Source organism: Agrobacterium pusense (assembly GCF_900102105.1).
Taxonomy (GTDB): Bacteria; Pseudomonadota; Alphaproteobacteria; order Rhizobiales; family Rhizobiaceae; genus Agrobacterium; species Agrobacterium pusense.
On sequence record NZ_FNBB01000005.1, the window covers coordinates 83240 to 108720 of the forward strand.

Here is a 25481-nt window from a genome sequence, read left to right on the forward strand (position 1 = left end):
CGGATAACGAAAATGTTAAGGGAGCGGATGCGGAAAATGTTCCGAAAGAATCGGCAGCCTCCGGGCTGCGTGCGCCGCCTCGATGTTCCCGGGAACATCTTCCCGGCGGCGCTGAGATTTTTCGTGATCGATAGGAAAGATCAGATAACGGTTTCGACCGGAATATGCAGCGCGGCGGCAACACGCCGGATGCGCAGGGGGTCGCTGTCCGTGCCGTCTTCCAGGGCACGTATTTCGCTCGTGGTGAGGCCACAGGTCACGGCTAGCTGCTCGATCGTATAGCCGGCAAGATTACGCGCTGCCAGGACCTTTTTGGCGAAAGGAGCATCGGTTTCGTGATCGGAATCGGGTTGTGAAACTGAAATTGTCATTATTGCATCTCCCTGATGATGGACACTTAAATGCGGGCGGCAGAGAAAAGTTGCCGGGCCGAATGCGACCGCGTTGCCGGAGAAGAAATCGGTGTTGCAACGCAGCGAGGAACATAGCCGCTTCGTTGACCTACGCAATAGTTAAATTTTGTTAAGATTCGTGATCGCCGAATTGACGAGGCACGTTTCCATGCGAAAGCGGCTGCGAAACGGTCCTTTTTACCTTCCGGATCGTCTGCAAGGGGCCGCTACAGCATGCCCCAGGCGCGGAAACGGCCACGACCGGTAACCTCCCGCAATTCCAGCTGGTTGGCGAGGCCGATTGCGCCCTGTGGCGTGGTGCCGAGTTCCTTCACGATCATGGCTGCCGAGACCACGGGGCGGGAGACGACCAGCTCGACGAGTTCGGGCAATCGCGAAGAGGAACGGCGGCCGGCCAACTTGCGCATCATCCGCTCCCGCGCATGGCTCAGCCGGTCGTGTTCCTTCATGCTGGCCAGCGCCGCCTCATAAAAACTGTCGAGAAGTGCGAGGATGCGCTGTGTCTGGTTCCTGGCGTGCCGCCGCTCCCTCGGGATGGCACGAAGACCGGCGCTCAGGGCCGGCAGGTGATCGGGCGTGATGGCGCCATCGCGCAGAAAAGCCGAGGCCAGAAGCCGCCCAAGCCAGGGGCTGCGCTGGAGCACCTCTATCATGTTCCAGGAATCAAGCAGGATGGCGGTGCGCAGAATTGCCGGCAGTTCCTCCGTCCGCGACTGCACGTCCCACCATTCTTTCAGCCGTTCGTCTTCGTCCCAGTCAGGCTCGTTGATGAGCGCATGGCTTTCCTCCCTGTGTATCGACGGAAGCGCGTTTCCCGTGGTGATCGCATCGAGCGTGGCTGCGCTTCGCGCCAGAAGGGCGTCGAGTTCGGAAAAAGCGCCGTCCAGCGATGTCTCAGCCTCATGTGCCTCCTCACCCGCAGGCTGATCGGCGGTCTGCCGTGCGGGCAGCATCTCTTCGGCGGCGGGCGACGCCCTGCCGCGCAGCCGGGAAAGACCCGGTGCAGTGAAAGCCCAGCCGGCCGCATTGGCAAAGATCAGCCGCCGCGAGCGGAGGATTCGGTGTGCCGCCGTCATTTCATGGCTTGGCGCACGCACATCCATATGGGCGTCATGCAACACGAGGTCTTCCATGTGCACGAGTTCGCCGTCCACCCACATGGAGGAGATGGCGTCGGTGAAATCCTGCCTTTCGATGAAGCCCTGTTTCATCGCCGATCTGCTTATCCGCTCGTCCAGCCGCGCCAGCGCTTCGCCCGCGCGGGCGGCGGCGATGAGGAGCTTTTCGAGCTGGATGTCGGATATGTCGTAAATCATTGATATATTTTAGTTTGAGCTGGCGCGGCTTACAAGGCGGTTCAAGGTCGTCCAGTTTTCCTTCGATGGTTTCTGCCCAGCAATCGTGATAAAAACGGGTGGCGAAAATGCCGGGGAGGAGGAAGTCTTTCAGACGCCACGGCTGCTTTTTCAGCAATATTGCAACGCGGTATAAACTTGCGCATCGCAGCATGGCGGGTATATACCCTCGACAGGAGCGACAAATTATCACACCTTCCGTTCGCCCTTCCATCTCCAGACGAAGATGAATTGGAGTCAACCCGTGAATATTATGGCAAATGGTCCCGCCGCCGCGCCGGACCAGAAAACCCGTTTGAAATCCATTATCGGCGGATCGGCGGGTAATCTCGTCGAATGGTACGACTGGTATGTCTATTCGGCTTTCACTCTTTATTTCGCGCCGGTGTTCTTCCCCTCGGGCAATCAGACGGCTGAACTCTTGAGTGCCGCTGCCGTTTTTGCCGTCGGATTTCTGATGCGGCCCATCGGGGCCTGGTTCATGGGCACCTATGCAGACCGCAAGGGCCGCAAGGCGGGTCTGACCCTGTCCGTCACCTTGATGTGTCTCGGTTCGCTGCTGATCGCGATTACGCCCGGCCACGAAACGATTGGCATTGCCGCCCCCGCCATTCTGGTATTTGCAAGGCTGCTGCAGGGCATCAGCGTCGGCGGCGAATATGGCGCAAGCGCGACTTACCTCAGCGAAATGGCCGGCAAGAACCGCCGTGGTTTCTTCTCCAGCTTCCAGTATGTGACGCTGATTTCCGGCCAGCTTCTGGCGCTGGCGGTGCTTCTGGTGCTGCAGCGGGTCCTGACGCCGGAACAGCTCGGCTCCTGGGGCTGGCGCATTCCCTTCTTCATTGGCGGCCTTCTGGCGATTGCGGTGTTTTATATCCGCCGCGGCCTTGTCGAGACGCAGTCCTTCGAAAATGCCAAGACCGGCGCTGCCGACAAACCGAAGTCCAGCGGATGGGCGCTGTTCAAGCACTATCCAAGGGAAGCGCTGATGGTCATGGCGCTCACATCAGGCGGCACGCTCGCCTTTTACGCCTACACCACCTATCTGCAGAAGTTCCTCGTCAACACCTCGGGCTTCAGCAAGGAAAGCGCCACGGAAATTACCACGGCGGCGCTTTTTGTCTTCATGCTGTGTCAGCCGCTTGCCGGTGCGCTGTCGGACAAGATCGGCCGTAAACCGCTGATGGTGGGCTTCGGCATCCTGGGAACGCTGTTCACCTATGTCATTTTCAGCACGCTTTCGACCACAACCGATCCGATCATGGCTTTCGGCCTCGTGCTGATCGGCCTGCTGATCGTCACCGGCTATACCTCGATCAATGCGGTGGTGAAGGCGGAAATGTTCCCGGCCCATATTCGCGCGCTCGGCGTGGCGTTACCTTATGCGCTGGCAAACACCATATTCGGCGGAACGGCTGAATTCGTAGCCTTGAAGTTCAAGCAGATCGGCCACGAGAACTGGTTCTTCTGGTATGTGACGATCATGATCGCGTTGTCGCTGGTGGTTTACGTGAAGATGCGCGACACGCGCGACCACAGCCATATCCACGAAGACTGATCGGCTTACACCAAAAACCAGCAAAGCCCCGTCCTCCCGGCGGGGCTTTTTCTTTTTTGCGTTCAGGCGGCTTCGCTGGGAATGATCACGCGGGCTTCAAAACCGTCCTGCTGACCTTCTGCGGGAGAGGAAAGCACCAGTTTTCCGCCGGTCTGTTCCACCAGGCTTTTGACGATAGCCAGACCGAGCCCGGTGCCGTCAGCCGTAGAATGGCCTCTGGTGAAACGTGTCGTCAGCTTGGGCAACAACACCGGATCGACGGTCGGCCCGGCATTTACGACGCGGATCGCGCCATCTGTTTCCGCAATCACCTGCACGGGGCTTTTCGGCGGGCTGTGAATCAACGCATTTTCGAGAAGGTTGCGGATGATGATACCGAAGGCATCCGGACCGATCCTGCCGGACAGGGCGCCTTCACAGCGATTGGTGAAGCGGATGCGAGACGCCCCTATCGCCGTCCTGCTCATATCGTCGATAACGAGTTCGAGCACGGGGATGAGATCGCTTGTCTTATCCGTGAGCCCGATCCTGGCTTCAGCCCGGGACATCTGAAGCAGTTTCTCAGCGAGGTGGGCGAGGTGCTGCAGGGATTTTTCGATGTTTTCAACGCGTGGCGCAAGCTCCGGGGGGATATCGGCGTGCAGCCGCTGCGCCTGCGCCAGCGCACCGGCAATCGGGGTTCGCAATTCATGGGCGCTATTGGCGGTGAATTCCCGCTCCGCCTCGATTGTCGAGCGCAGCCGCCCAAGCAGCAGGTTGACCGATCGCGCAATGGGGTGCAGTTCGGGCGGGAAGGGTTGAGTTGCAAGCGGAGCGAGATTGCCGCCGTCCTTCTTGCCGATTTCGTCGCGTAAGGTTTGCACCGGCTGAAGCGTTCGCCGCACGACGAGGATGACCGCAAAAATGCTGGCAGGAATGAGAATGAGCACGGGCAACACCAGCGCGGTGCCTGCCTCCACGATTGCCTCGCGGCGATTTGCGAATGCATCGGCGACCTGCAGGAAATAGTTGCCGTCGGGTGAGGCGACCGTGAAGATGCGCTGCGACGATGTTTCTGAAAAACCGGGGTCGAGAGAGACTTCGAAAGGCTCCGTCGAACTGTCATGCGAATGCAGCACGACCTGGCCTTCTCGGTCGCGAACCTGATAGGTCAGATATTCCGCTCCCTCCGCCGACTGGTTGAGCTTCTGCGAGGCCGGCGCGGTATTGTTCTCACGCAGGTCGTCGAGCAGAAGCGGCAGCAGTCTTTCCGCGGTTTCCTCGAGACCGGCATCGAAAATCTCAGCGAACTCGTCCTGCATCACCATGACGCCCAAACCGCAGGCGAGAAGCCATGATATGGCGACAACGCTGGTCAGCGCCATCACGAGTTTGCGGGTCATGCTGGTCGGTCTGGCCATCTGTATCTGCCTGGGGTTCGTCTATTTGATCGTGTAGCCAACGCCACGCACCGTCTCGACGCGGTCATGGCCGATTTTCTTGCGCAGCCGGCTGATATAGACTTCGACCGTGTTGCTCTCTATTTCCGCGCCGAATTCGTACAGGGTATCGTGCAGCTGCGCTTTCGAGACGACTGCGCCGGGATGCTCGACCAGTTTCTCCAGCACGGCCCATTCGCGGGCGCTGAGCGTCTGCGCCGTGCCATCGACCGTGATGTTGCGCGCTACCTGGTTGATCTCGATGCCGGGCAGGCGGATGACGGGGGCGGAACGCCCCTCGTAACGACGCGAGACCGCCAGCATGCGTGCTGAAAGTTCGTTGAGATCGAAAGGCTTGACCAGATAATCGTCCGCGCCGGCATTGAGCCCGGCAATCCGGTCGGAGACCTGGTCATGCGCCGTCAGAATGATGACCGGCGTGGCGTCGTCGCGCTTGCGCAGGCTTTGCAGAAGGGTGATGCCCTCGCCGTCAGGCAGTCGCATGTCGAGCAGGATCAGGCCGTAACCCATCGTCAGCGTCGCCGCCATGGCGTCGCCCAGCGTCTTGAACCAGTCGACAGCGTGACCCGCCGCGGCCACATGGTCCCGCAGCGCCTCCCCCAGCACATGATCGTCTTCAACAAGCAGAACCCGCAAGACAGCTCCCTCTATCGCGTCGTCTTGCGTATCTTGTTCTCCGGATAAGCGTCAAGCACTGTCTGTTCAGCTCGTCCGGCGTTGGGTACAGCCGCTGAAGACATCGAGCGAGGGATCGTAGACCGAGGTGGAGACGTTCATCATTCCAAGGATGCTGTGGAAATAATTGTCGTGCGAGCGCCCGCCCTCTGCCGCGCTTTTCGCAAGGCAGGCCTTGTCCAGTCCCATGGATTTGGCAAAATCGTCATCGAACCACACGAGAAACGGCACATGGGTCTGCTGGTCGGGCGCGAGGAGATAGGGCGCGCCATGCAGGTAGACGCCGTTTTCGCCAAGCGACTCGCCGTGGTCCGAGGCGTAGATCATGCCTGTTGCCAGCTTGTCGGAACGCGCCTTCAGCTTGTCGATCACGGTCGAGAGGAAGTGGTCGGTATAAAGAAGCGTGTTGTCGTAGGAGTTGACGATTTCGGCGTCGCTGCAATTGCCAAGCTCGGCGGTGCGGCAGTCCGGCGTGAACTTGCGGAACTCGTCGGTGTAACGCAGGTAGTAGGTCGGACCATGGCTGCCCATCTGGTGCAGCACGATGACACTATCCTTCTTGACGTTATCGAGCCAGGCGTCGAGCTTGTCGAAAAAGATGTCGTCGCGGCATTCCCCGCCGGTGCAGAAGCGGCTGTCATTGGTGGAAGGCAGGTCGAAATAGGGGATACGGTCGGCGACGTCCTTGCTACCGGTATTATTGTCCAGCCAGGTCGCGCTGACCCCTGCATGGACGAGGACATCCATGACATTTTCATTCGCAAGCGCCTTCTTGTGGCTATATTGCGAGCGTGTGAATTGCGAGAACATGCAGGGAATGGAAATCGCCGTCGCGGTGCCACAGCTCGTTGTGCTGGGGAAATAGACCACATCGCGCTTCTTGAGCTCCGGATTGGTTTCCCGCCCGTTGCCATTCAGCGAAAAATTCGCCGCGCGGGCAGTTTCGCCCGCAACGATGACGGTAATGCGTGGCTTATGCACGTTACCCAATGCGGGCAGGACTTTGGCGTCCTTGCCGATTGGGCTGACCTGAATATCGACTTCCTTGCCGGCCTGCGTGAAATAATGCACCGTCGACATGATCGGTGACAACGGATTGACGCTCTTGACGATATCCTTGTGCTGGCGAATGGCGGTGGTGAAGGTCTTGGAGTTGGCGAAGCTGATGATGCCGGTTATGGCAAGGCAGACCAGGATGCTGATCGTGTTCCACAGAAGCTTGTCGAGGATCGGCCGGTGCCGGATGCGGACGGCGACGACGACGAGAGACGGCACCAGCCCGTAAATCGCCATATGCCAGAGAAAGCCGGGCGTGATCAGATTGCCCGCTTCCGCCTGCGTCGTCTCCATGGCGTTGCGGATCATGTCGCTGTCGATGACGATACCGTAGCGATCCATGAACCAGGACGCCGCCGCCGCCGCGAAGATCAGGACGATCAGAAACGGCCTGAGGAGATATTTGGCGGAGAAAATCGTGATGAGCGCGCCGAAAAAGGCGATCATGGCAACATAGAGCGCGACGATGGCGACCGGATAGGCGGAAAGATAGGTATGAACCTTCGACCAGAATGTCCGGTTCGTGAAAAACAGGAGATAAGCCGCCGTCAGCAGGCTCAGCGCCACGCTGCCGATTTCCGGACGATAAGTTGTTGTTCCCGTCGCTTTCGCGGTAAAAAGAGCCACTGCCAGATCCACCAAATTTTCGATAGGCCGGCGGCAATGACAAGCGAGCGCAAACGCCCCTTTCCGGTTTGCCGCATGGGCCGGTCAATGGCGCATGCAGGATTTTGCTGACATCAACCTGAAAGCTTGTCATGAAAGTGTCATGTTGCATGGCATTGCCTCCATAGTGTGTGTGGCGCTGTTGCCGCGGAAAGACCATCAGTTGAGCCCGACAATGCCGGTTGCGGTGGTGCGCGTCGAAAATATCCGCGTTGCGCGGACCGGCAGCAGGCTGCCGGCGGGCAGGTTCTGGAAGGTCACGGTTGCCCCGGAAAGGACAGTCAGGCAAAGATGTCCGCCATTGCCCACATAGATCGCGCGTGTGGCGCAAGGAAGCGGCTTTGCATCGTCCGGAACGACGTCAAAAGCGTGGGAAGCCGGTGATTCGAGGCCGGCGGCGTAGTGGTCGTAAATCTCAGCCATTGCTGTCTCCCATAAATCGAAATCTGTCGCGATTATGCAGTGGGCCGGGGCGGCGGGGAGATGCGGGGAAGGAGATTTTTACCCCGGTCGCCGGAACGACGTCCGGCAGGCAGCCATCTGCCCGGCAATTCCGGGCGTTGCGGCGCACCGTCGTCGCTCGATCAATGCCGCGCGACGGAGGGCGGCCGATTTTTCGTCCCCGGCGAACAAGGTGCGACACGGATATTTCCCTCCACGCGGCTCAATTGCGGGCGTGGAGAATGAAGGCCCTGACGGCGGGGGAGGCTTCGGTTTTCCGGTGGGCGATGGCGAGGTCCGACGTCGTGGCGCTTGCCGCAAGCGGCACATAGCGCACGCCGGGCAACCGCAGGCAATCAAGCGAGCGCGGCACCAGCGCAACGCCAAGGCCAATGGCCACCATGCTGACAATGGTCGTGTAGTCCCTGCCTTCCGGGCTGATTGCCGGCTGGAACCCGGCTTCGTTGCAGGCCTCGATGGTGTTGTAATGAAAGCCGACATCCGGCGGCTGTCGCGGCGTGATGAAGGTTTCACCGGAAAGATTTTTCAGATCGACCTGCGGGGCAAAAGCCAAAGGATGGTTTTCCGGCAGCGCTGCCATCAAGGGCTCCCGCAACACCACGTGGGTTGTCACACCTTCCGGAACAGGGGCGGGCGGGCGGATAAAGGCGAAATCCAGATTGCCGTCGGCAATCCTGGCCAGTTGCAGCCGCATTTCCATCTCGATCAATTGCAGCTCCACATCGGGATGGGAGGCGCGGAAACTGGCGATCGACTGTATCATCAACCCGGAATAGGCGGCGGAGGCGACATAACCGATGGAGATGCGCCCGGTTTCGCCGCGGCCGACACGCTTCAGCGTTGCAAGCGTCGCCTCGGCATTCGAAAGGATTTTCCGGGCATCCTCGTAAAGAAGCTGGCCGGGCATGGTGAGCTTCACCGACCGCCTTGTGCGATCAAGCAACGGCATGCCGACGATCTGTTCAAGCGCCATGATCTGCTGGCTCAAACCCGGCTGGGCAATGCCGAGGCGGGCAGCGGCGCGCTCGAAGTTGCGCTCGTCCACCAGCGTGGTGAAATAGCGCAGATGCCGCAGCTCGAACGCGTCAGCCCGGTTCGCCGGTTTTCTGCCCATTGTCAGCGCCTTTTTTGGCAGGTTTTGAATAATTCCAAACTATTATGGAGAGAGATTTCATAATCAAAAATTATGAAAAAATCCAGTTTCACTTATTGGATCGAAATCCACACCTTGCGTAATAAGATGACTTTAATTCTCCAGTAAATGACTGCCTATGGCTGGTGCGGGTGACGAGGGATTTTGGCGTGCAGGGAAAAACCAAACACATTTCCATTCTGGCTGGTGGCTGCGCCGCCATTGCTTATGTGGCGTTCCTGGCCCCGGCTTCTGCCCTTGCACAGGACGCCGGAACCACGGTGCTGCAGACCATCACCGTCGACGGCGCGAAAAATCAGGACCCCAAGGCGCCCGTGAAGGGTTATGTGGCAAAAACCAGCGCCAGCGCCACCAAGACAGGGCGATCCCTGATCGAGACGCCGCAATCGGTATCCGTCATCACCAGAGATCAGATGGATGCGCAGGATGTCCGCAATCTCGGCGAGGCGCTGAATTACGTCCCGGGGGTGGTTGCGCAGCCGTTCGGCGCCGATCCGCGTTTCGATGCGCCGCGCATTCGCGGCTTTCAGGGGAATCAGCTGCAGTTCCTCAATGGTCTGCGGTTGATGCGGACGGCCGGTGCGCCTTCTTTTGAGGTCTACGGTCTGGAGCGCGTGGAGGTCATTCGCGGGCCCGCTTCCGTGCTCTACGGGCAGGGCAATCCCGGCGGCCTTATCAATCTCAGCAGCAAACGGCCGACCTTCGAACGGTTCGGTGAAGTCGGTGCGCAGATCGGCAGCTTCGATTATTATCAGTCGATGTTCGATATTGGCGGCCCGGTGGCGGATAGCGACAGTTTCGCCTATCGCCTGACCGGCCTTGCGCGCAACGCCCATGCCCAAACGGACAATTTGCAGAACGACCGTTATTTCATCGCGCCGGCTCTCACATGGCAGCCGGACGAGGATACGAAGCTGACTGTTCTTGCCTCCTATCAGCACGACAATCCGAGTTCGCCCTCCGGTTTGCCGCCGGCGCTGACCTATTTCAGACCCGGCAATATGCTGGACCGCAGCTTTTATGTCGGTGATCCGTCCTTCGATACATCAAACCGCAAGTTCACCAATATCGGTTATGAATTCGAACACCGCTTCGATGAGACCTTCACCTTCCGTCAGAATGCGCGTTATTCCAATTTCGACTGGTCCTACCGCGCGCTCGGCATGTCTTCGACCAGCGGTGGCATGATAGGCAATCTCATCCGTCGCAATGCGACGTTCCAGGACGAGCTGCTGAACACCTTCAACATCGACAACAGCCTCCAGGCGGATTTTTCCACGGGGCCGATCGATCATACCCTGCTTGTCGGGCTGGATTACCGCTATTTCGACAATAACGTCAAAACCGAGTTCTGGGCCGCAACGCCGCTCAATCCCGTCAATCCTGTTTATGGCGGGCCGATCAGCCTTACCTCGCGCACGCTTTATGCCGATGTGAAGACCGATATTTCCCAGATCGGCCTTTATGCGCAGGACGAGATGGCGATCGAGAACTGGCGCATCACTGCCGGCCTGCGGCAGGACTGGGCAAGCACCAGCGGCACGACCTTCAATGGCACCACCTATCGCACGCTCGACAAGGATGACCACAAGCTGACCGGCCGTGTCGGCGTCAGCTATCTGTTTGATGGCGGGATCGCGCCCTATGTCAGCTATGCAACCTCCTTCGAGCCGGTGCCGCAGCCGGCTGTCGGTGATGCGCCAAAACCGACCACCGGTGAACAATGGGAAGCGGGTGTCAAATACCAGCCGGAAGGTTTCGACGGTTTCTTTTCGGCGGCGATCTACGATCTGAAACAGAAGAACGTCACAACGACGGTGGGTGGCGTGACGCAGCAGATGGATGAGGCGCACGTGAAAGGCCTAGAGCTTGAAGGCGTTGCAAGCCTTGTCGACGGGCTCGACCTGCGCGCGGCCTATACCTACATGGACAGCGAGGTCTCCGGCCGTGTGAATAATGGGAACGAGCTTGATAGCACCCCCCGGCACGCCGCCAGCCTTTGGCTCGATTACACCTTCCCGGAAGATACCGCGCTCGAAGGTTTCGGCATCGGCGGCGGTGTTCGTTACGTTGGAAAACGTTATGGCGATGCCGCCAATACCTTTGAGATGAAGGGGCTCGCCCTGCTCGATCTCGGCGTGCATTACGAGAAGAACGGCTACCGCGCCTCGCTTATGGTGCAAAACTTGACTGATAAAGAATATATTTCTAGTTGCTCCACTTTCGGATGCTATTACGGTGACGGAAGAACGGTCATGGGCAAGCTGACCTATCGTTGGTAACGCCACATCTAAGTGAAGCAGCAGGGGCATGACGCGCAAGGATCGATGGATGTCTCCCGTTTGGGGACGGCGGGAGTTTTTGGCCCTGCTCGCTGCTGCGGCCTTTGCTGGCGCGACGCGGGCACAGTCGACCCCGCGCATTGCCGCCATTGACTGGGCGATGCTCGAAACAGCCGTGGCCCTTGGCGTCATGCCGGTGGCGGCGACCGAGCTTATCCAGTTCCGGGCGGGTGCGCTGGAGCCCGAAATCCCGGAAACCGTCGCCGATCTCGGCCTGCGCGGCGCTCCGAATTTCGAGCTCCTGCAACTGACCCGACCCGATCTCATTCTGATCTCGCCCTTCTACACCCGCTACACCGGCAGGCTTGAAGCTATCGCGCCGGTCTTCTCGTTGCCCTTTTACGTAAAGGGCGAGCCGCCTTTCGCAAAGGCGCTGGCGGCAGTCACGGCGCTTGGTGAAAAGCTCGGGCGGGCCGAAGAGGCGCGCAGGGTTCTGGGTGAAACGGAAGCGGCGCTGCACGCCATGCGGACCCGCCTCGCCGGATTTGCGGCGCGGCCGACCTATGTGATCAATATCGGCGACGCGCGACATTTTCGCGCTTTCGGCGCGGACAGCATGTTCGGGGATGTTCTTGGCCGGCTGGGGCTCGCCAATGCCTGGGTGGATCGTTCGCAATTCACTTTCGCGGCTCCGGTCCCGATTGAAAACCTCGCGGCCTCGCCGGATGCCCGCATCGTCGTCGTCTCCGATATTCCGGTCGAGGCACGGGAAACGTTGCGCAACAGCGCAATCTGGCGGGCACTGCCTGCCGTTCGGGAAAACCGCGTTGTGACGCTTGCCAATGTCGCCCCCTATGGCGGCATCACCGCCGGCATGCGTTTTGCGCGGCTTCTGACCGAAGCGCTTTCGGTGCGGGGGGAAGCCCTGTGACGGCGCGCCCTCTCCAGATTGTCCTGGGGCTGCTGTTCGCTCTCGCCTGCGGGCTCTCCCTGCATGCAGGGCTGCTCCGGCTGCCGTTCAGCGCATGGCCCAGTCCACCGTTCGATGCTGCCGACCTGTCGATGGATCAGGTGATTTTCGCCTTCAGCCTGATGCCCCGCGTGGCGGTTTCCGTTCTGGCGGGCGCGATGCTCGGTCTGTCCGGGGCGCTTTTCCAGCAATTGCTGCGCAATCCGATTGCCGATCCTTCGACGCTCGGCATCTCGGCCGGCGCGCAACTGGCCATCGTCATCGCCACCCTGTTTTTTCCGTCTGTTCTGGACGGTAACCGCGCCCTGGTGGCGCTTGCCGGGGCCGCTGCGGCCGCGGGTATTGTCTTCCTGCTTGGCTGGCGGCGCTCCTTCGAGCCGGTGACCATGGTGGTGTCAGGATTGCTGGTCGGCATCACCGCCGCTTCCGTTTCCGCGGCGCTGACGCTCGCGCAGGGCGAATATCTGATGTCTCTGGTGGTCTGGAACGGCGGCTCGCTTAGCCAGCAGGACTGGTCGAACGCCCTGTCTCTCACCTGCCAGCTTCTGGCAGGGCTCGTTCTGACCGGCCTGCTGATAAGGCCTTTGACGATTCTCGGTCTCGGCGATTCTGGTGCTCGATCGCTCGGCGTATCGCTGTTTTCGATCAGGCTCGCGGTTGCGGCCGTCGCGGTCATGCTGGCCGCCTTCGTTGCTTCTGCGGTCGGTCTCGTTAGCTTTATCGGTCTTGCCGCACCGGCACTCACCCGGGCGCTGGGCGGGCGGCGCTCGTCTTCCGTTCTGTTCGCTTCGCCGCTGCTCGGCGGTCTGCTTCTATGGTTCTGCGATAGTCTGGTCCAGCTTCTGGCAAGCACGACGGCGGAAGTTTTTCCAACGGGAGCGGTGACGGCCCTGATCGGCGGTCCGCTGCTTCTGTGGCTCCTGCCGAAAATCCGGCCGACAGACGTGCAGCGCGGTGAAGGCGTCGAGCTTGCGACAAGACGCCGGCTCACGTCCCTGCTGCCTGCACTGGCCATCATGGCGGTGCTGGTGTTTGCCGCACTCGCCGTTGGCAAGGGACCGGATGGCTGGGAAATGCTGAAGGCGGACGATCTGCAAAGCCTGTTGCCGTTCCGCTGGCCCCGGCTACTGGCCGCCATGGCCGCTGGCGGTCTTCTCGCGATGGCGGGTGCTCTTTTGCAGCGACTGACAGGCAACCCGATGGCGAGCCCGGAGGTGATCGGCGTCAGCGGCGGTGCGGGCCTCGGTTTTGCCGTCGCCATCACCATTTTTCCGGCAGCAGGCCTGCTGGAACTGTTTTGCGGCGCCGGCATCGGCTCGGCGGTCGTCATGATCCTTGTGCTCTTCTTCGCCGTGCGCAGGCACCTCCCGCCGGAAAAGATACTGCTCGCGGGCATTGCCGTCAGTTCGCTCTGCTCGGCGGTGCTTTCGGCGCTGCTTGCCATTGGCGACCAGCGGGCATGGCAGATTCTCGCCTGGCTCAGCGGCTCGGGTTCGACGGCAACGCCGGCTTCGGCGATCTTTCTCGCCGTTCTTTCCATCGTGCTTCTGGCGGGAGCGTTATCGGTCACGCGCTGGCTGACGATCCTGCCGCTTGGGCGGGATGTGCCGCTCTCCCTCGGCCTGCCGCTCGGCGCTGCGCGAACCGCCGTCATCGCCGTGGCCGGCATTGCCACCGGTGCCGCCTCGCTGCTGGTTGGTCCCTTGAGTTTCGTCGGGTTGATGGCGCCCCATATTGCGCTGCGCTCCGGTTTCACAACGCCACGTGACCATCTCTTCGCCTCCTTCCTGTTCGGCGCGGTGCTGATGGCGCTTTCCGATCTTGGCGCGCGGACGGTGACCTTTCCCTATGAACTGCCGCTCGGATTTTTTGCGGCGCTTGCCGGCGCGCCCTATCTGATCTGGCTTTCAGGCAGGCGATGATGAATTTTTTGAAAGATGTATGGAGATGAGAAGCATGGGTCAGGCAGCGCCCGCAGTCGGTTACGATGATATGCCGCTTTTTTCTCTGGATCGCGTCACCATGGAAGTGCCGGGCAGGACATTGCTGCAGCCGCTGACGGCCAGTTTTGCAACCGGCAAGACCATCGGCCTGATCGGCCATAACGGTTCGGGAAAATCCACGCTGCTGAAGATTCTCGCACGGATACAGGAGCCGACGGCGGGCCGGGTGTCCTTCGAAGGGAAGGCGCTTGCCGCCTGGGGCAATCGGGAATTTGCGCGAAAGCTCGCCTATCTGCCGCAATATACGCCGGCCGCTTCCGGCATGCTGGCCAAAGAACTGGTTGCACTTGGCCGTTATCCCTGGCACGGCGCGCTGGGCCAGTTTACGAAGGCGGATCAGGAAAAAGTGGACGAGGCGATCGAGCTTACCGATACCGTTGCCTTCCGCGACCGGCTGGTGGATACGCTTTCGGGTGGCGAGCGTCAGCGCGTCTGGCTTGCCATGCTGGTGGCCCAGAATGCCGAAAGCCTGCTTCTCGATGAACCCATCTCCGCACTTGACCTGGCGCACCAGATCGAGGTGCTTTCGCTGGTGCAGAGACTGTCGCGTGAAAAAGGCCTTGGCGTCATCGTCGTGCTGCACGACGTCAACATGGCGGCACGCTTCTGCGACGAGATCGTCGCGCTGCATTCCGGCCGGTTGATTGCCCGGGGAACGCCGGAAGAGATCATGACGCCGGAGACGCTGGAGCGCATCTATGGCGTGCGAATGGACGTGATGACCCACGCAGCCACCGGCCTTCCCGTGGCCCTGCCGCTCTGATGTTGTTGCTGCAGAACCACGCCCGCCAACGCTTGCTGTTGATGGTGATTCCGCACGCATTTCCCGCCCTAACAATGTCTTAATGGCATCCTACCGCCATCAGACATTGTTAACCGTTCGGCTTTCATCGCCTCCAATTAAGTTGTTTTGGATCGATTTCAGGGAACAAACGTTAACAGTGCGGAATTCAATATCCGGAGAGGGCAAGAAGGGCTGCTGCGGGTAGGAATAAAACAGGAGATAATCAGATGAAAAAGGCTGTTGCCGTAACTTTTGCCGCATTGACGATGGGCCTTGGCGGAACCGCATCCGCACTCGCTGCCGACCTTGCACGATACGAGCCGGCTCCGCAGGAGCAGGACGATCGCAACGGCGTCAAGATCGGTTACCTCACCTGCGATATCGGCGGCGGCGTCGGTTACGTTCTCGGCTCGGCCAAGGAACTGGATTGCACCTTCCAGTCCACGATCGGCGCACGTCGTACCGACCACTATAGCGGCGCTATCCGCAAGATGGGCGTTGACCTCGGTTTCACCACGCAGGGCCGTCTGGTCTGGGCCGTTTTCGCCCCGACCGCCGGTTACCACCGGGGTTCGCTCGGCGGCCTCTATCAGGGCGCAACGGCTGAAGTCACCGTCGGTCTCGGCGTTGGCACGAACGTTCTCGTCGGCGGTACTTCCGGCTCGATCCAGCTGCAGACAGTGAGCGTGACCGGCCAGGTTGGCCTTAACCTCGCCGCCACCGGCACCTCGGTGACGCTGACGGCCATGAACTGATCCGGCTGATGCCCGGAGGCTAGAGCCGGGCATTAGGTCGCATGACAAAACACGCCCTCTTCGTTGTCAGACGCAGAGGGCGTTGTATTATCAGGGGTATGATGTCCCCGATCAAAAAAGTCGCGGCCGCGGTCGCATTCATCCTCCTCCCGGCGTCGAGCGCTTTCTCCGAAGGCGATGCTGCGCATGGCGAGAAGGTTTTCAGCCGCTGCTCCACCTGCCACAGCATCGACGCGCCGCGCACCCGCATGGGGCCGCATCTGATGGGCGTGGTCGGAAGACCCATCGCATCTATCGCTGACTACAGCCACTATTCACAGGCGCTGAAGGATGCTGGAGCGGCAGGCAGGGTTTGGTCGGAGGAGGAGTTGCAGAAATTTCTGTCCAGTCCGAAGAAGGCGCTCCCGGGAAATGCAATGCGCTTTTTCGGCCTCTGGAGCGAGAGTGATATCGCCGATCTCATCGCTTATCTGAAAACCCGTCCGCTGCCACAATAACGTCAGAGCGGTGCTTCCGATAAAATATCTTCCGCTTCTTCCGTCGTCATCGACATAACCTTCGACCCGATTTCGAAACCAAAACCATTGCGGGCAAATGCCGAAAACTCCTTTGCCTTGCGCTTCTCATCAAGCTCGACCCGACGGTAAGGGCCAAAAGCGCGTTTTCGCGCAAAATTGATGGCTGCGACCAGATCGTCGGTTTCCTGAAGGGCGACGGCTGCGGTCTCCCGGTCTATCCCCTTAAGCTGAAGCTTTTGCGCCAGCCCCCGTTTCGATTTGCCGCTGCGCTGCCCGCTTCGCACGGTGATTTCCGCAAAGGCTGTATCGTCAAGCGCCTTGATCTCATAAGCGAAACGCACCGCGAAATCGCCAAGCGCCTTTATCTGCGCGGCGCCGATATCCTCGAATTTTTCCCGTGCCTTGCGCATGATGGCGTCGCGCAGCTGCTTTTCCGTCATCATGCGCTGTTCCAGCCGGTATAGAGCGGAATTGCGTGCCCAGGAGAGCATGCGGCTGGTTGGTTCAACGGCCGGGGCTTTGCCGTCGAACTCCATATCGTCAGTCAGGAAAAGGTTGGAATCGTCACTCATCGGCCAATTATAGCGCTCTGAAGCGATCTTGCCACTTCCTGCCAGACCAGCGTTTTCGGATTTCAGGGTGTCTGTGCACCGGTTGCGGCGACATAGACCGAATAGAGCGATTTTGTCGCGGTGATGAACAGGCGGTTCTTTTTCGGCCCGCCGAAGGTGAGGTTCGCCACTGTCTGCGGCACCTTGATCTTGCCGATGAGCGTGCCGTCAGGCGCAAAGCAGTGCACGCCGTCACCGGCGCTCGTCCACAGATTGCCGGCCGTGTCGAGGCGAAAGCCATCTGGCAGGCCATTGTCGATATTGCAGAATTCCCGGCCGTTGGCGAGTTTTACGCCATCCACGACGTCGAAGACGCGGATATGGCGGGGTCGGGTGACATCGTGGCTGTAGGAACTGTCGGCAATGTAGAGCTTCGTTTCGTCAGGCGAAAATGCGAGGCCGTTCGGCTGCACGAAGTCGTCGATGGCGATGTCGATCTTTCCGGTAGCGGGATCGAGCCGGTAGACATTGCGGGTCTTCTGCTCCGGCTCGGCCTTGTAGCCCTCGTAATCGGACAGAATGCCGTAGGTCGGGTCGGTGAACCAGACGCTGCCATCTGATTTCACCACCACGTCATTGGGTGAGTTCAGCCGCTTGCCGTAGTAGCTATCGGCAAGGACGGTGATCGAGCCGTCGACCTCGGTGCGGGTGACGCGGCGGCCTCCATGTTCGCAGGACACAAGACGTCCCTGCCGGTCGCGGGTGTTGCCGTTGGTGAAGTTGGAGGGCTGGCGATAAACCGAGATTCCGCCATCCGGCACCCAGCGAAGCATGCGCTCATTGGGGATATCGCTGAAAAGCAGGCAGTTCAGGTCGGCGAACCACACCGGTCCTTCTGCCCAGCGGCAGCCCGAATAAAGCTCTTCCAGCTCGGCATTGCCGACGATCAGGTGGCGGAAACGGTCGTCGTGAATTTCGTAAGGTGAAGTCTTGTCTGTGGTCATGAGCGTGGTCCGCTTTGGCTTGTCGTTCGGGGTCAGCGCGTGGCCTTCGGGCCACTCGCCAGAAGAATGACGGAGATGATGATGAGACCGGTGAGGATGAGGCGGATGCCCGCGCCGAAACCATAGGTATTCAGCATCGAGACCACCAGGAACATGAAGAGCGATGCGCCCCATATGCCGGGCACGTTGGAATCCCCTCCCGCCACCGCTGTGCCGCCGATGACAACGACGGCGATGGACATCAGCAGATATTCCGAGCCCATGTTGAGCGCCGCACCGCCGGAGAAGCTGGCGAGCAGATAACCGGCAATTGCCGCCAGCACCGCACAGAGGACGTAGGTGACGAAGCGTGCGCCATCCACGGGAATGCCGGTCATGCGGGCAGCGAAGGTGCTCTGGCCGATGGCGGCAATCCAGCGTCCGTAGAAGGAGCGGTCCAGCAGCAGCCATGCAATAACGGAAAGCAGCAGGGCGACCAGGGCGACGTTGGGAATGCCGAGAAAACTCGATGTGGCGAATGTGGCCAATGTTTCCGGCGGCTTGATGCGCAGGCCGCGGTTCGACCAGATGGCGATGGACTGCACGATGAAGCTCATGGAGAGCGTCGCGATGATCGGCGGGATGCGCAGGAGCTTGATCAGGGCATAATTGCCGATGCCGATGGCGATACCGATGAGGATGGCGATCAGCAATCCCGGCAGAATGAGGCTGTCCGATACATCCATGAACTTCAAGGCAAGCGTCCCCGACAGCGTCATCGTCGCGGGAACGCAGAGGTCGATATTTCCGGGCCCGAGCGTGATGACGAACATCTGGCCGATGCCGACGATGACAGAAAAGGCCGCGAAGGTGAGTGCTGCGTGCGACAGGCCGAATGAGCTTGCGCCGCCAGTGAAGAGCACGGTGATGATCCACACCGCAATGGTTGCGGCAAAGGACCAGATCCACGGTTTTCTGGTGAGGGAAGAGAGCCCGTTCATTGGTTTTTCTCCCGCTTTTCGAGACGGTTGAGCAGGATGCGCAATGCCAGCACGATGATGAGGATTGCCCCTTGCGCGCCAATCTGCCAGTCCGGCGAGATGCGCATGAAGGAGAGGAAGGAGCCTGCAAGCGTCAGCGTCAGCGCGCCGATGACGGCACCGATGGGCGATACTCTTCCGCCGACGAATTCGCCGCCGCCGAGGATGACGCCGGCAATCGACAGCAGCGTGTAGCGCAGCGCGATATTGGCGTCGGCCGATGTCGTCAGGCCCACGAGGGCGATACCGGACAGCACCGCGAAGAAACCGGCCAGCGCAAAGGTGGCGGCGCGGATGCCGATGACTGACCAGCCGGAACGCTCGACAGAGCGGAAATTTCCGCCGACGCCGCGCATCAACACGCCGAACGAGGAGCGCATGACGATATAATGGGCGATGACCGCAATCAGGATACTGGCGACGATCGCGATCGGCACGAAAGGCGGTTTTGCCGTCATCAACGTGCGGATGAAGGCAGGCGCCTGGCCGCCGGGCGAGGGGAGAATGAGCACGGCGAGGCCGCCCCAGACGAAACTCATGCCCAGTGTGACGACGATGGAGGGCAGGGCGCGGATATGGATGATGGCGCCGAGCAGTGCATAAACCGCGATCGCCCCGGCAAAGATCGCAATACCAAGCAATGGCGTCGTTTGCAGGAAGGTCGCGGTGACGCAGGCGCAGAAACTGACGAAGGTGCCCATCGACAGGTCGAGATCGTTGACCGACATGATGAGCATCTGCGCAATGGTGGCGAGTGCAATCGGCACTGCCAGATTGAACAGTAGGTTCAAGCCGGTGTAGCTCATGGCACGCGGCTGCATGTAGAAGACTGCGGCGAGCAGGAAGGCGAGCGAGGCGGCGGGAATGATGAGGCGGAGCGCGTTTGCCGAAAGTTTCATGCGTGGTCTTCTCCGGCAAAGGAAGCGGCCAGCACATTCTGCTCGGTAACGTCGTCGCCGACGAGTTCCGCCTGGATGGCGCCGTCGCGGAAGACATAAACCCGGTCACAGAGACGGATTTCATCCATCTCGGTCGAGTACCAGATGAAGGTGCGGCCGTGAGAGGCTTCAGTTCTCAAGATATCGTAGACCTCCTGTTTGGTGCCGATATCGACGCCGCGCATCGGATCGTCCATCAAAACGGTGCTGGCGGTGGTGGCGAGCGCACGGGCAAAAAGGACTTTCTGCTGGTTGCCGCCGGAGAGAGACAGGATCCTGTTGCCCATGTCGGGCGTGCGAATTTCGATGCGCTTTTTCCACTGCGCGCCCAGTTCGCTCTCCTTGCTCCTGTCCACAATGCCCGCGGATGAAATATCCCGCAGCGACGCGATGGAGAGGTTCTTCAGGATGCTCCACAGCGGGAAGGTGCCGTTGAGGCTGCGGTCGCCCGCGACGAAAGCGATATCGGTCTTGCGCACCGGCAGCCAGCTGCTGTTGCGGGCAAGATAGAGGTCGAGAAGCGCTTCGGTCTGGCCATGTCCGCCGAGGCCGGCAAGGCCGATGATCTCTCCGCGGAAAGCCTCGAAGGCAAGGCCTTCGCCCCGGCGCGCCGGCATGGAAAGCACCTTTTCGCCCGCCTTGCGGCTCTCACCCTTTTGCCTGTCCTGCGGCTTGACGACGCTGCCCATGGCCTCCACCAGCGTCCGCGTGGTGAATTCGGCGGCGGGCCGGTTGGCCACCACGCGGCCATCCTTCATGACAACGATGCGGGTGGCGGTTGAAAGAATTTCACCGAGAATATGCGAGATCAACAGAACAGAGCCGCCGGTGCGCACAAAACGCCGGACATAATCCATCAACTGTTCGGCAAGGCCCGCGTCTAACGAGGATGTCGGCTCGTCGAGAATGACCAGCCTCGGGGCTTCAGGCGTGCGGCAGAAATTGATGGCGATTTCCACCATCTGCCTCTCTGCAATCGAAAGCTCGGCAATCGTCAGTTCGCAATCGATGCCGTGGCCGGGAAAAATCTCGTCGAGCGTCTGGCGGATCATGGAAAGAGCGCGCCCGCGCCAGTTCCGCCCGTTCATGGCGGCATGCATGATGCGGACGTTTTCGCTGATTGTCAGGTTGGGGCAGAGCGAGAGTTCCTGAAAGACGCAGCGCACGCCGCTCGCACGCGCAGCGGCTATGCCGTGGCGGTTCTGGTTCCCACGATAGGAAATGGAGCCTTCATGCGGTGTGAGCCCGCCATTGATGACATTGACGATGGTGGATTTGCCTGCGCCGTTGTGGCCAACGAGCCCGAGGCATTCCCCGGCGCGGATGACGAGATTGGCCCCATCCAGCGCCCTGACCGCGCCGAACACGACCTTCACGCCGCGCGCGGCGACGACTTCTTCCGCCTCGATGATGTCATTCATGAGCAATTACGCCAGTGATCTGAAATTGAATGTGGGATCACTGCGGCGCTTCCTTCGAAAGCGCCGCAGGATCAGGTAGGAACCGCGGGTTACTTCGCCGCGGAAATCACCTTCTGGGCATCCTCAAGCGAATATTCCACATTCGCCACGCCACCCTTCTGGGTGTTCTTGAGGTTGTCCTCGAGATTGGCCTGGTCGATGCGCAGGAAGGGCACCGTCAGGTCCTTCTTCACATCCTTGCCGTCGAGAATTTGCTGCGCCACCCAGAAAGCCAGCGTCGAAACACCGGGTGCGATGGAGACGGACATGGTCTCATAGCCGCTCGCATCCTTCTGCTGTTTCCACCATTGCAGCTCGTCTTCGCGGTTGCCCATGACGATGGTCGGCGTCGGGCGCTTGGCGGCGGCAAAAGCCTGGGCCGCACCGTAACCGTCACCACCTTGCGTTACGACAGCCGCGATCTCGGGAAGGCTTGGCAAAATGCCGGCAACGGCGCGCTGGGCGACATCCTGCGCCCAGTCGCCATTGACCGAACCAACGATCTTGAACTGCGGGTTCTTGGCGACGGCGTCGACAATACCAGCATGGATTTCGTCATCCACGGAAACACCGGCCAGGCCGCGAATTTCGAGCAGGTTGCCGCCCTTCGGCATCGCTTTGGCAAGGTAGTCGATCTGGCTTGCGCCCATGGCCTTGAAGTCGACGGCGATGCGCCATGCGCAGGGCTCGGTGACGATGCCGTCGAAGGATACGACGGTGATGCCGGCATCGCAGGCTTCCTTCACCGCGCCGTTGAGTGCAGTCGGCGAAGCGGCGTTGATGACGATGGCGTCATAACCCTGCAGGATCAGGTTCTGGATCTGCGCCGCCTGTTCGGTCGCCTGGTTTTCGGCTGTCGTGAAGGCGTCAGCTGCGGCCACCTGCTTGTCGGCAACCGCCTGCTTGGTGATCTTGTCCCAGCTGGTCAGCATCGCCTGACGCCAGGAATTGCCTGCGTAATTGTTTGAAAGCGCAATCTTTTTTGCCGACGTATCGGCATGAGCGGTGATCGGCAGCGCTGCACATGCGACAGCGGCCGATGCCAGAAGCATCTTCCTGAAAGCCATTTGATTTCCTCCCTCGTGGCTTGCCCTTTTCGAGCCCGGAATTCTCGCACGCCGCAAATCTCCTCGGCGGCAGGCGGAATTCCTTTGCACTGGAGCTCCTTTCCCCAGTAGAAGCGAGAATGACCAAGAAGATTTGGCTTGTATAGGCGGATCGCGGCAATCTTCCTGCGGGTTTCCGCAGAAAGCTTGCGGGAACCCGCAGGACGAAAGGTCACTGTCGGGCGCAGAATGAAGAATGCGGACCCGATGGGTTAAATCTTCGCCGCAGGGATTGGAGGCAGACGCTTGGGAGGGCGTCCGCACATGCTGGATACGCCGAAAAGCGCTCTTTTTCATCACTATATGGGCATTTCGAGGCTGCTCGCCGGGCAGCTGGAGTTTAATGCCATCATTCAGGCGGTCGCAACCGAGATCAGCCATATCATCCCGCATGATCACATGGATGTCTGCATCAAGCAGCTGGATGACAAGTATCACATTGCCTATGAGAGCGGTCTGGTCAGCGCCTGGAGCCGACAGCCGCCCGCACTTCTCACCGGAAGCCCGATCCGGTCGCTGTTGTCGGGCTCGGTCGAATATCTTTTAAGCGGCGACGCCTGTTCCGATCCGCGCTTTCATTTCGAAGGGTCGTTTTCCAGCCCCATCATCGAACTTGGCCTGCACAGCCGCCTGCATGTCCCCATGAAGGTGCATGGCGACATCATCGGTGCGCTCAGTTGCTCCTCGCACCAGTCGAACGCCTATACGATGGAAGATGTCACTAACGCCCGCGCCGTTGCGGATTTGCTGGCGCCCTATTTCTACGCCATTCGTGCCGCTGAACAGGCCAAGCGCTCGGCCATCGAGGAGGCGCGCGCCAATGCCCGCGAAGAAGGCCTGCGCCTCGGCGCGCTGCAATTGACGGAAGCGCTGGAGGCCGAGCGGCAGCGCATCGGCATGGACCTGCATGACCAGACTCTGGCCGACCTGACGCGGCTTGCGCGGCGTATCGAGCGCATGAGCCACACTCCCGATATTTCCGGCGAGATGCTGGAGCCGGTGGTGCGCAGCCTGCAGCATTGCATGCAGGATCTGCGCGAGATTATCGAGGAGGCGAAACCCTCGATCCTGCAATTGTTCGGCGTCGTTGAAGCCATCGAGACCTATGTGGACCGCTCCGTGCGCGACAGCGGATGCGCTATCGACTGGTCAGTGAAGGACGAGACGGAGGGGCTGGTTGAAAGGCTGGACAAGACGGTGGCCATATCGCTCTTCCGCATCGTGCAGGAGGCCGTGAACAATGCCATTCGCCATGCCCAGCCCGAAACGATTGCCGTGAGACTCGCCGCAATCGACGGCGGGTTGCGGGTGACGGTGAGCGATGACGGCAATGGCGGCGGTGACAGTGGTGCCCCCGGCGGTCTCGGCATGGGCAACATGAAGACGCGGGCGCGGCTGATCTCTGCCCGGTTCGACAGAGGCGGCAACCGTGATGGGGCGGGTACATGCATCACCGTCACCCTGCCTGCGGGCGCTTTCAATTTCCGGGAGGAGATGTGACATGGACGTGCTCATCGTTGAGGATGATGCCCTGCATCGGGCCTATCTGAACGAGGCGGTAAGAGCCGCCCTGCCGGAATGCGACAAGGTGCTGGAGGCGGCAAACGGCAGAACCGGCGAAAAGCTGGCGCGGGAAAATCGCGCCGCCCATATCGTCATGGACTTGCAGATGAACGAGCGCAACGGCATCGAGGCGGCCCGCACCATCTGGAAGGAAAGGCCGGATACCCGCATCCTGTTCTGGTCCAATTATTCCGACGAGGCCTATGTACGTGGCGTTTCCCGCATCGTGCCTGAGGGTGCCGCCTATGGATATGTGCTGAAATCCGCCTCCGATGACCGACTGCGGCTGGCCCTTCGCAGCATCTTCATCGAGGCGCAATGCGTGATCGACCGGGAAGTGCGCGGCCTGCAGGAGAAGAGCCTCGGCAAGGCGCATGGTTTTACCGATTCCGAATATGAAATTCTTGTCGATGTCGCGCTTGGACTTACCGATAAGGCGATTGCGCGCCGGCGGAACCTGTCGCTGCGCAGCGTGCAGAACCGCTTGCAAAGTCTCTACGAGAAGCTGAACGTGCATCAGGCGGCCGGCGATGACGAGGCGGAAGGCCGGTATAATCTTAGAACCCGCGCCGTTACCGTCGCTTTCCTGCGCAAGCTTTTGAATTACAGCGCGCTGGAAAAGGCCGAGCGCGAACTGGCGGAATGGGTGGGAGGCCGCTGACCTGTCAGGGTAAAAAGGCCAGCAGGCGTCTTTCGTCCGCCCTGAGGCCGGAGACGGGTTTTGCCCCGACCTTCAAGATGCGGCTGAGCTTTTTCTGGGCCTTTTCCTCCGTGGCGATATCGAGAACAGCGGGGTGCACATAGCTCTTGCGGCAGATGGCAGGCGTATTGGAAAGCTCGGTCGCCGCAGCCTGGCACATGCCTTTTATGCTCGGTTTTTCACCGGCTGCCACATGCTCCATGGCGTTGCAGAAGGCCGCGAGCGTTCCGCCCCAGGTGCGGAAGGTCTTGGCGGAAATGCCCTGGCCGCCGATGCGTGAGAGATATGCGTTGAGATCGCTGGAATCGACGGAGTGAACCCGGTTTTCACTATCCTGCCAGACGAAGAGTTCCTTGCCGGGCAGATCGGCGATCTCTTCAAGAATTTTCTGGAGGCGGGGGTGGCGTAATTGCCGTTTCACCTTTTGCCCGCCTTTGGCGGCGAAGCTCAATTCGATGGTTTCACCGAACGAAACGTGCCGCTTGAGCAATGTCGTTGCGCCATAGGTGCCGTTACTCTCAAGATAGGAGCGATTTCCGACGCGCAAATAGGCGGCATCAAGCAACAGGGTGAGGGCTGCAAGCGTCATTTCCTGCCCATGGTCCTGTTTACCGACGTCGGCCATGGCGCGACGGCGGATGGCAGGGAGCGCCCTTCCGAAGCTTTTGAGCTGGAAGAACTTCGTTTCTCCCCTGAGCGTATGCCAGTCGGGATGATAACGATATTGCTTTCGGCCGCGGGCATCAAACCCGGTGGCCTGCAGATGCCCCGACGGGTCGATGCAGATCCAGACATCCTTATACGCGGGCGGTACACCGAGCGATTTGATGCGCTTCAGCTCATCACTATCGCAGAGGAGTTCGCCGCCCGGCAGCCGGTAACAGAAACCGCGTCCGCGTTTTTCGCGGGAAATACCCGGTTCCTGATCACTGACATAGGCAAGTCCGATTTTGGCAAGAAGGCGGGTTGGCGGCTGTGGCATTGTTTTTCCCGGCAGGTTTCACGCTGCGGCAAACGAAAAACAGGCCGCCTTCGTTCCGGCGGCCTGTTG

At 60.2% G+C, this 25481-nt stretch carries 23 protein-coding genes; 9 read left to right on the forward strand and 14 right to left on the reverse strand.

Annotated elements, in window-relative coordinates:
- Positions 1-140: 140 nt before the first annotated feature.
- Together BLU28_RS14100 and BLU28_RS14105 are read right to left on the reverse strand one after the other, a co-directional pair.
- Positions 141-371 carry a helix-turn-helix domain-containing protein gene (locus BLU28_RS14100; RefSeq protein ID WP_004437583.1) on the reverse strand — a complete coding sequence of 77 codons (231 nt, stop codon included), beginning with the start codon at positions 369-371 and terminating at the stop codon, positions 141-143.
- A 248-nt stretch (positions 372-619) separates the two neighbouring features.
- Positions 620-1729, reverse strand: coding sequence for an RHE_PE00001 family protein (locus BLU28_RS14105; protein WP_077987893.1), 1110 nt, complete (start codon positions 1727-1729; stop codon positions 620-622).
- Between the two features lie 292 nt (positions 1730-2021).
- Here BLU28_RS14105 and BLU28_RS14110 point away from each other — a divergent pair, with 292 nt between their 5' ends.
- Positions 2022-3326 (forward strand): MFS transporter, encoded by a 1305-nt coding sequence (locus BLU28_RS14110; protein WP_006698138.1) that lies wholly within the window; start codon positions 2022-2024, stop codon positions 3324-3326.
- A gap of 62 nt (positions 3327-3388) precedes the next feature.
- Here the strand turns inward: BLU28_RS14110 and BLU28_RS14115 are convergent, their stop codons facing one another.
- The 5 genes from BLU28_RS14115 to BLU28_RS14135 form a co-directional block, all read right to left on the reverse strand.
- Positions 3389-4726, reverse strand: a complete 1338-nt coding sequence (locus BLU28_RS14115) for a sensor histidine kinase (protein ID WP_022563406.1) — start codon at positions 4724-4726, stop codon at positions 3389-3391.
- Between the two features lie 21 nt (positions 4727-4747).
- Positions 4748-5401: a response regulator transcription factor gene (locus tag BLU28_RS14120; protein WP_004437591.1), complete on the reverse strand. Its 654-nt coding sequence runs from the start codon at positions 5399-5401 to the stop codon at positions 4748-4750.
- Positions 5402-5467: 66 nt separating this feature from the next.
- The gene (locus BLU28_RS14125; protein ID WP_077987889.1) at positions 5468-7135 is read right to left on the reverse strand and encodes a phosphoethanolamine transferase; all 1668 of its coding nucleotides are present in this window, start codon (positions 7133-7135) and stop codon (positions 5468-5470) included.
- Positions 7136-7321: 186 nt separating this feature from the next.
- Entirely contained in the window at positions 7322-7585 is a 264-nt protein-coding gene (locus BLU28_RS14130; RefSeq protein WP_022563408.1) for a spike base protein, RCAP_Rcc01079 family, read from the reverse strand.
- Between the two features lie 241 nt (positions 7586-7826).
- Complete coding sequence (locus tag BLU28_RS14135; RefSeq protein ID WP_004437596.1) at positions 7827-8738, reverse strand: LysR family transcriptional regulator; 912 nt, start codon at positions 8736-8738, stop codon at positions 7827-7829.
- 188 nt (positions 8739-8926) lie between these two features.
- Between BLU28_RS14135 and BLU28_RS14140 the strand changes: the two genes are divergently transcribed.
- The 6 genes from BLU28_RS14140 (at position 8927) to BLU28_RS14165 (ending at position 16068) form a co-directional block, all read left to right on the forward strand.
- The gene (locus BLU28_RS14140; RefSeq protein ID WP_022563409.1) at positions 8927-11059 is read left to right on the forward strand and encodes a TonB-dependent siderophore receptor; all 2133 of its coding nucleotides are present in this window, start codon (positions 8927-8929) and stop codon (positions 11057-11059) included.
- A gap of 28 nt (positions 11060-11087) precedes the next feature.
- Positions 11088-11990, forward strand: a complete 903-nt coding sequence (locus BLU28_RS14145) for an iron-siderophore ABC transporter substrate-binding protein (protein ID WP_022563410.1) — start codon at positions 11088-11090, stop codon at positions 11988-11990.
- Positions 11987-13951, forward strand: coding sequence for a Fe(3+)-hydroxamate ABC transporter permease FhuB (gene fhuB, locus BLU28_RS14150; protein WP_034500194.1), 1965 nt, complete (start codon positions 11987-11989; stop codon positions 13949-13951). The genes BLU28_RS14145 and fhuB overlap by 4 nt, the downstream gene beginning before the upstream one ends.
- 34 nt (positions 13952-13985) lie before the next feature.
- Complete coding sequence (locus BLU28_RS14155; protein WP_022563412.1) at positions 13986-14795, forward strand: ATP-binding cassette domain-containing protein; 810 nt, start codon at positions 13986-13988, stop codon at positions 14793-14795.
- A 248-nt stretch (positions 14796-15043) separates the two neighbouring features.
- Positions 15044-15571, forward strand: a complete 528-nt coding sequence (locus BLU28_RS14160) for a DUF992 domain-containing protein (RefSeq protein WP_004437608.1) — start codon at positions 15044-15046, stop codon at positions 15569-15571.
- A gap of 98 nt (positions 15572-15669) precedes the next feature.
- Entirely contained in the window at positions 15670-16068 is a 399-nt protein-coding gene (locus BLU28_RS14165; RefSeq protein WP_006698130.1) for a c-type cytochrome, read from the forward strand.
- 2 nt (positions 16069-16070) lie between these two features.
- Here BLU28_RS14165 and recX read toward each other — a convergent pair whose 3' ends face one another.
- The 6 genes from recX to BLU28_RS14195 form a co-directional block, all read right to left on the reverse strand.
- A complete protein-coding gene (gene recX / locus BLU28_RS14170) occupies positions 16071-16661 on the reverse strand; it encodes a recombination regulator RecX (protein WP_004437614.1) in 591 nt (196 codons plus the stop codon).
- Positions 16662-16723: 62 nt separating this feature from the next.
- Entirely contained in the window at positions 16724-17644 is a 921-nt protein-coding gene (locus tag BLU28_RS14175; protein WP_022563414.1) for an SMP-30/gluconolactonase/LRE family protein, read from the reverse strand.
- Between the two features lie 32 nt (positions 17645-17676).
- Complete coding sequence (locus BLU28_RS14180) at positions 17677-18624, reverse strand: ABC transporter permease (protein ID WP_004437622.1); 948 nt, start codon at positions 18622-18624, stop codon at positions 17677-17679.
- Entirely contained in the window at positions 18621-19562 is a 942-nt protein-coding gene (locus BLU28_RS14185; RefSeq protein ID WP_004437626.1) for an ABC transporter permease, read from the reverse strand. The genes BLU28_RS14180 and BLU28_RS14185 overlap by 4 nt, the downstream gene beginning before the upstream one ends.
- The gene (locus BLU28_RS14190) at positions 19559-21022 is read right to left on the reverse strand and encodes an ATP-binding cassette domain-containing protein (RefSeq protein ID WP_034500202.1); all 1464 of its coding nucleotides are present in this window, start codon (positions 21020-21022) and stop codon (positions 19559-19561) included. Before BLU28_RS14190 ends, BLU28_RS14185 begins: the two co-directional genes overlap by 4 nt.
- 89 nt (positions 21023-21111) lie before the next feature.
- On the reverse strand, positions 21112-22128 hold the full coding sequence (locus BLU28_RS14195) for an ABC transporter substrate-binding protein (protein WP_004437634.1): 1017 nt from the start codon (positions 22126-22128) through the stop codon (positions 21112-21114).
- A 303-nt stretch (positions 22129-22431) separates the two neighbouring features.
- Between BLU28_RS14195 and BLU28_RS14200 the strand changes: the two genes are divergently transcribed.
- Together BLU28_RS14200 and BLU28_RS14205 are read left to right on the forward strand one after the other, a co-directional pair.
- Positions 22432-23667, forward strand: a complete 1236-nt coding sequence (locus tag BLU28_RS14200; protein WP_004437637.1) for a GAF domain-containing sensor histidine kinase — start codon at positions 22432-22434, stop codon at positions 23665-23667.
- A 1-nt stretch (position 23668) separates the two neighbouring features.
- Positions 23669-24391 carry a response regulator transcription factor gene (locus tag BLU28_RS14205; RefSeq protein ID WP_004437639.1) on the forward strand — a complete coding sequence of 241 codons (723 nt, stop codon included), beginning with the start codon at positions 23669-23671 and terminating at the stop codon, positions 24389-24391.
- Positions 24392-24395: 4 nt separating this feature from the next.
- Here BLU28_RS14205 and BLU28_RS14210 read toward each other — a convergent pair whose 3' ends face one another.
- Entirely contained in the window at positions 24396-25412 is a 1017-nt protein-coding gene (locus BLU28_RS14210; RefSeq protein WP_077987888.1) for a DNA topoisomerase IB, read from the reverse strand.
- Positions 25413-25481: the final 69 nt, after the last annotated feature.

What these genes read in the sequence shown, in the direction of transcription:
- BLU28_RS14100 (WP_004437583.1), bottom strand. Translation starts at nt 371, where the DNA reads ATGACAATTTCAGTTTCACAACCCGATTCCGATCACGAAACCGATGCT.
- BLU28_RS14105 (WP_077987893.1), bottom strand. Translation starts at nt 1,729, where the DNA reads ATGATTTACGACATATCCGACATCCAGCTCGAAAAGCTCCTCATCGCC.
- BLU28_RS14110 (WP_006698138.1), top strand. Translation starts at nt 2,022, where the DNA reads ATGGCAAATGGTCCCGCCGCCGCGCCGGACCAGAAAACCCGTTTGAAA.
- BLU28_RS14115 (WP_022563406.1), bottom strand. Translation starts at nt 4,726, where the DNA reads ATGGCCAGACCGACCAGCATGACCCGCAAACTCGTGATGGCGCTGACC.
- BLU28_RS14130 (WP_022563408.1), bottom strand. Translation starts at nt 7,585, where the DNA reads ATGGCTGAGATTTACGACCACTACGCCGCCGGCCTCGAATCACCGGCT.
- BLU28_RS14135 (WP_004437596.1), bottom strand. Translation starts at nt 8,738, where the DNA reads ATGGGCAGAAAACCGGCGAACCGGGCTGACGCGTTCGAGCTGCGGCAT.
- BLU28_RS14145 (WP_022563410.1), top strand. Translation starts at nt 11,088, where the DNA reads ATGACGCGCAAGGATCGATGGATGTCTCCCGTTTGGGGACGGCGGGAG.
- BLU28_RS14155 (WP_022563412.1), top strand. Translation starts at nt 13,986, where the DNA reads ATGGGTCAGGCAGCGCCCGCAGTCGGTTACGATGATATGCCGCTTTTT.
- BLU28_RS14160 (WP_004437608.1), top strand. Translation starts at nt 15,044, where the DNA reads ATGAAAAAGGCTGTTGCCGTAACTTTTGCCGCATTGACGATGGGCCTT.
- BLU28_RS14165 (WP_006698130.1), top strand. Translation starts at nt 15,670, where the DNA reads ATGATGTCCCCGATCAAAAAAGTCGCGGCCGCGGTCGCATTCATCCTC.
- recX (WP_004437614.1), bottom strand. Translation starts at nt 16,661, where the DNA reads ATGAGTGACGATTCCAACCTTTTCCTGACTGACGATATGGAGTTCGAC.
- BLU28_RS14175 (WP_022563414.1), bottom strand. Translation starts at nt 17,644, where the DNA reads ATGACCACAGACAAGACTTCACCTTACGAAATTCACGACGACCGTTTC.
- BLU28_RS14180 (WP_004437622.1), bottom strand. Translation starts at nt 18,624, where the DNA reads ATGAACGGGCTCTCTTCCCTCACCAGAAAACCGTGGATCTGGTCCTTT.
- BLU28_RS14185 (WP_004437626.1), bottom strand. Translation starts at nt 19,562, where the DNA reads ATGAAACTTTCGGCAAACGCGCTCCGCCTCATCATTCCCGCCGCCTCG.
- BLU28_RS14190 (WP_034500202.1), bottom strand. Translation starts at nt 21,022, where the DNA reads ATGAATGACATCATCGAGGCGGAAGAAGTCGTCGCCGCGCGCGGCGTG.
- BLU28_RS14195 (WP_004437634.1), bottom strand. Translation starts at nt 22,128, where the DNA reads ATGGCTTTCAGGAAGATGCTTCTGGCATCGGCCGCTGTCGCATGTGCA.
- BLU28_RS14200 (WP_004437637.1), top strand. Translation starts at nt 22,432, where the DNA reads ATGCTGGATACGCCGAAAAGCGCTCTTTTTCATCACTATATGGGCATT.
- BLU28_RS14205 (WP_004437639.1), top strand. Translation starts at nt 23,669, where the DNA reads ATGGACGTGCTCATCGTTGAGGATGATGCCCTGCATCGGGCCTATCTG.
- BLU28_RS14210 (WP_077987888.1), bottom strand. Translation starts at nt 25,412, where the DNA reads ATGCCACAGCCGCCAACCCGCCTTCTTGCCAAAATCGGACTTGCCTAT.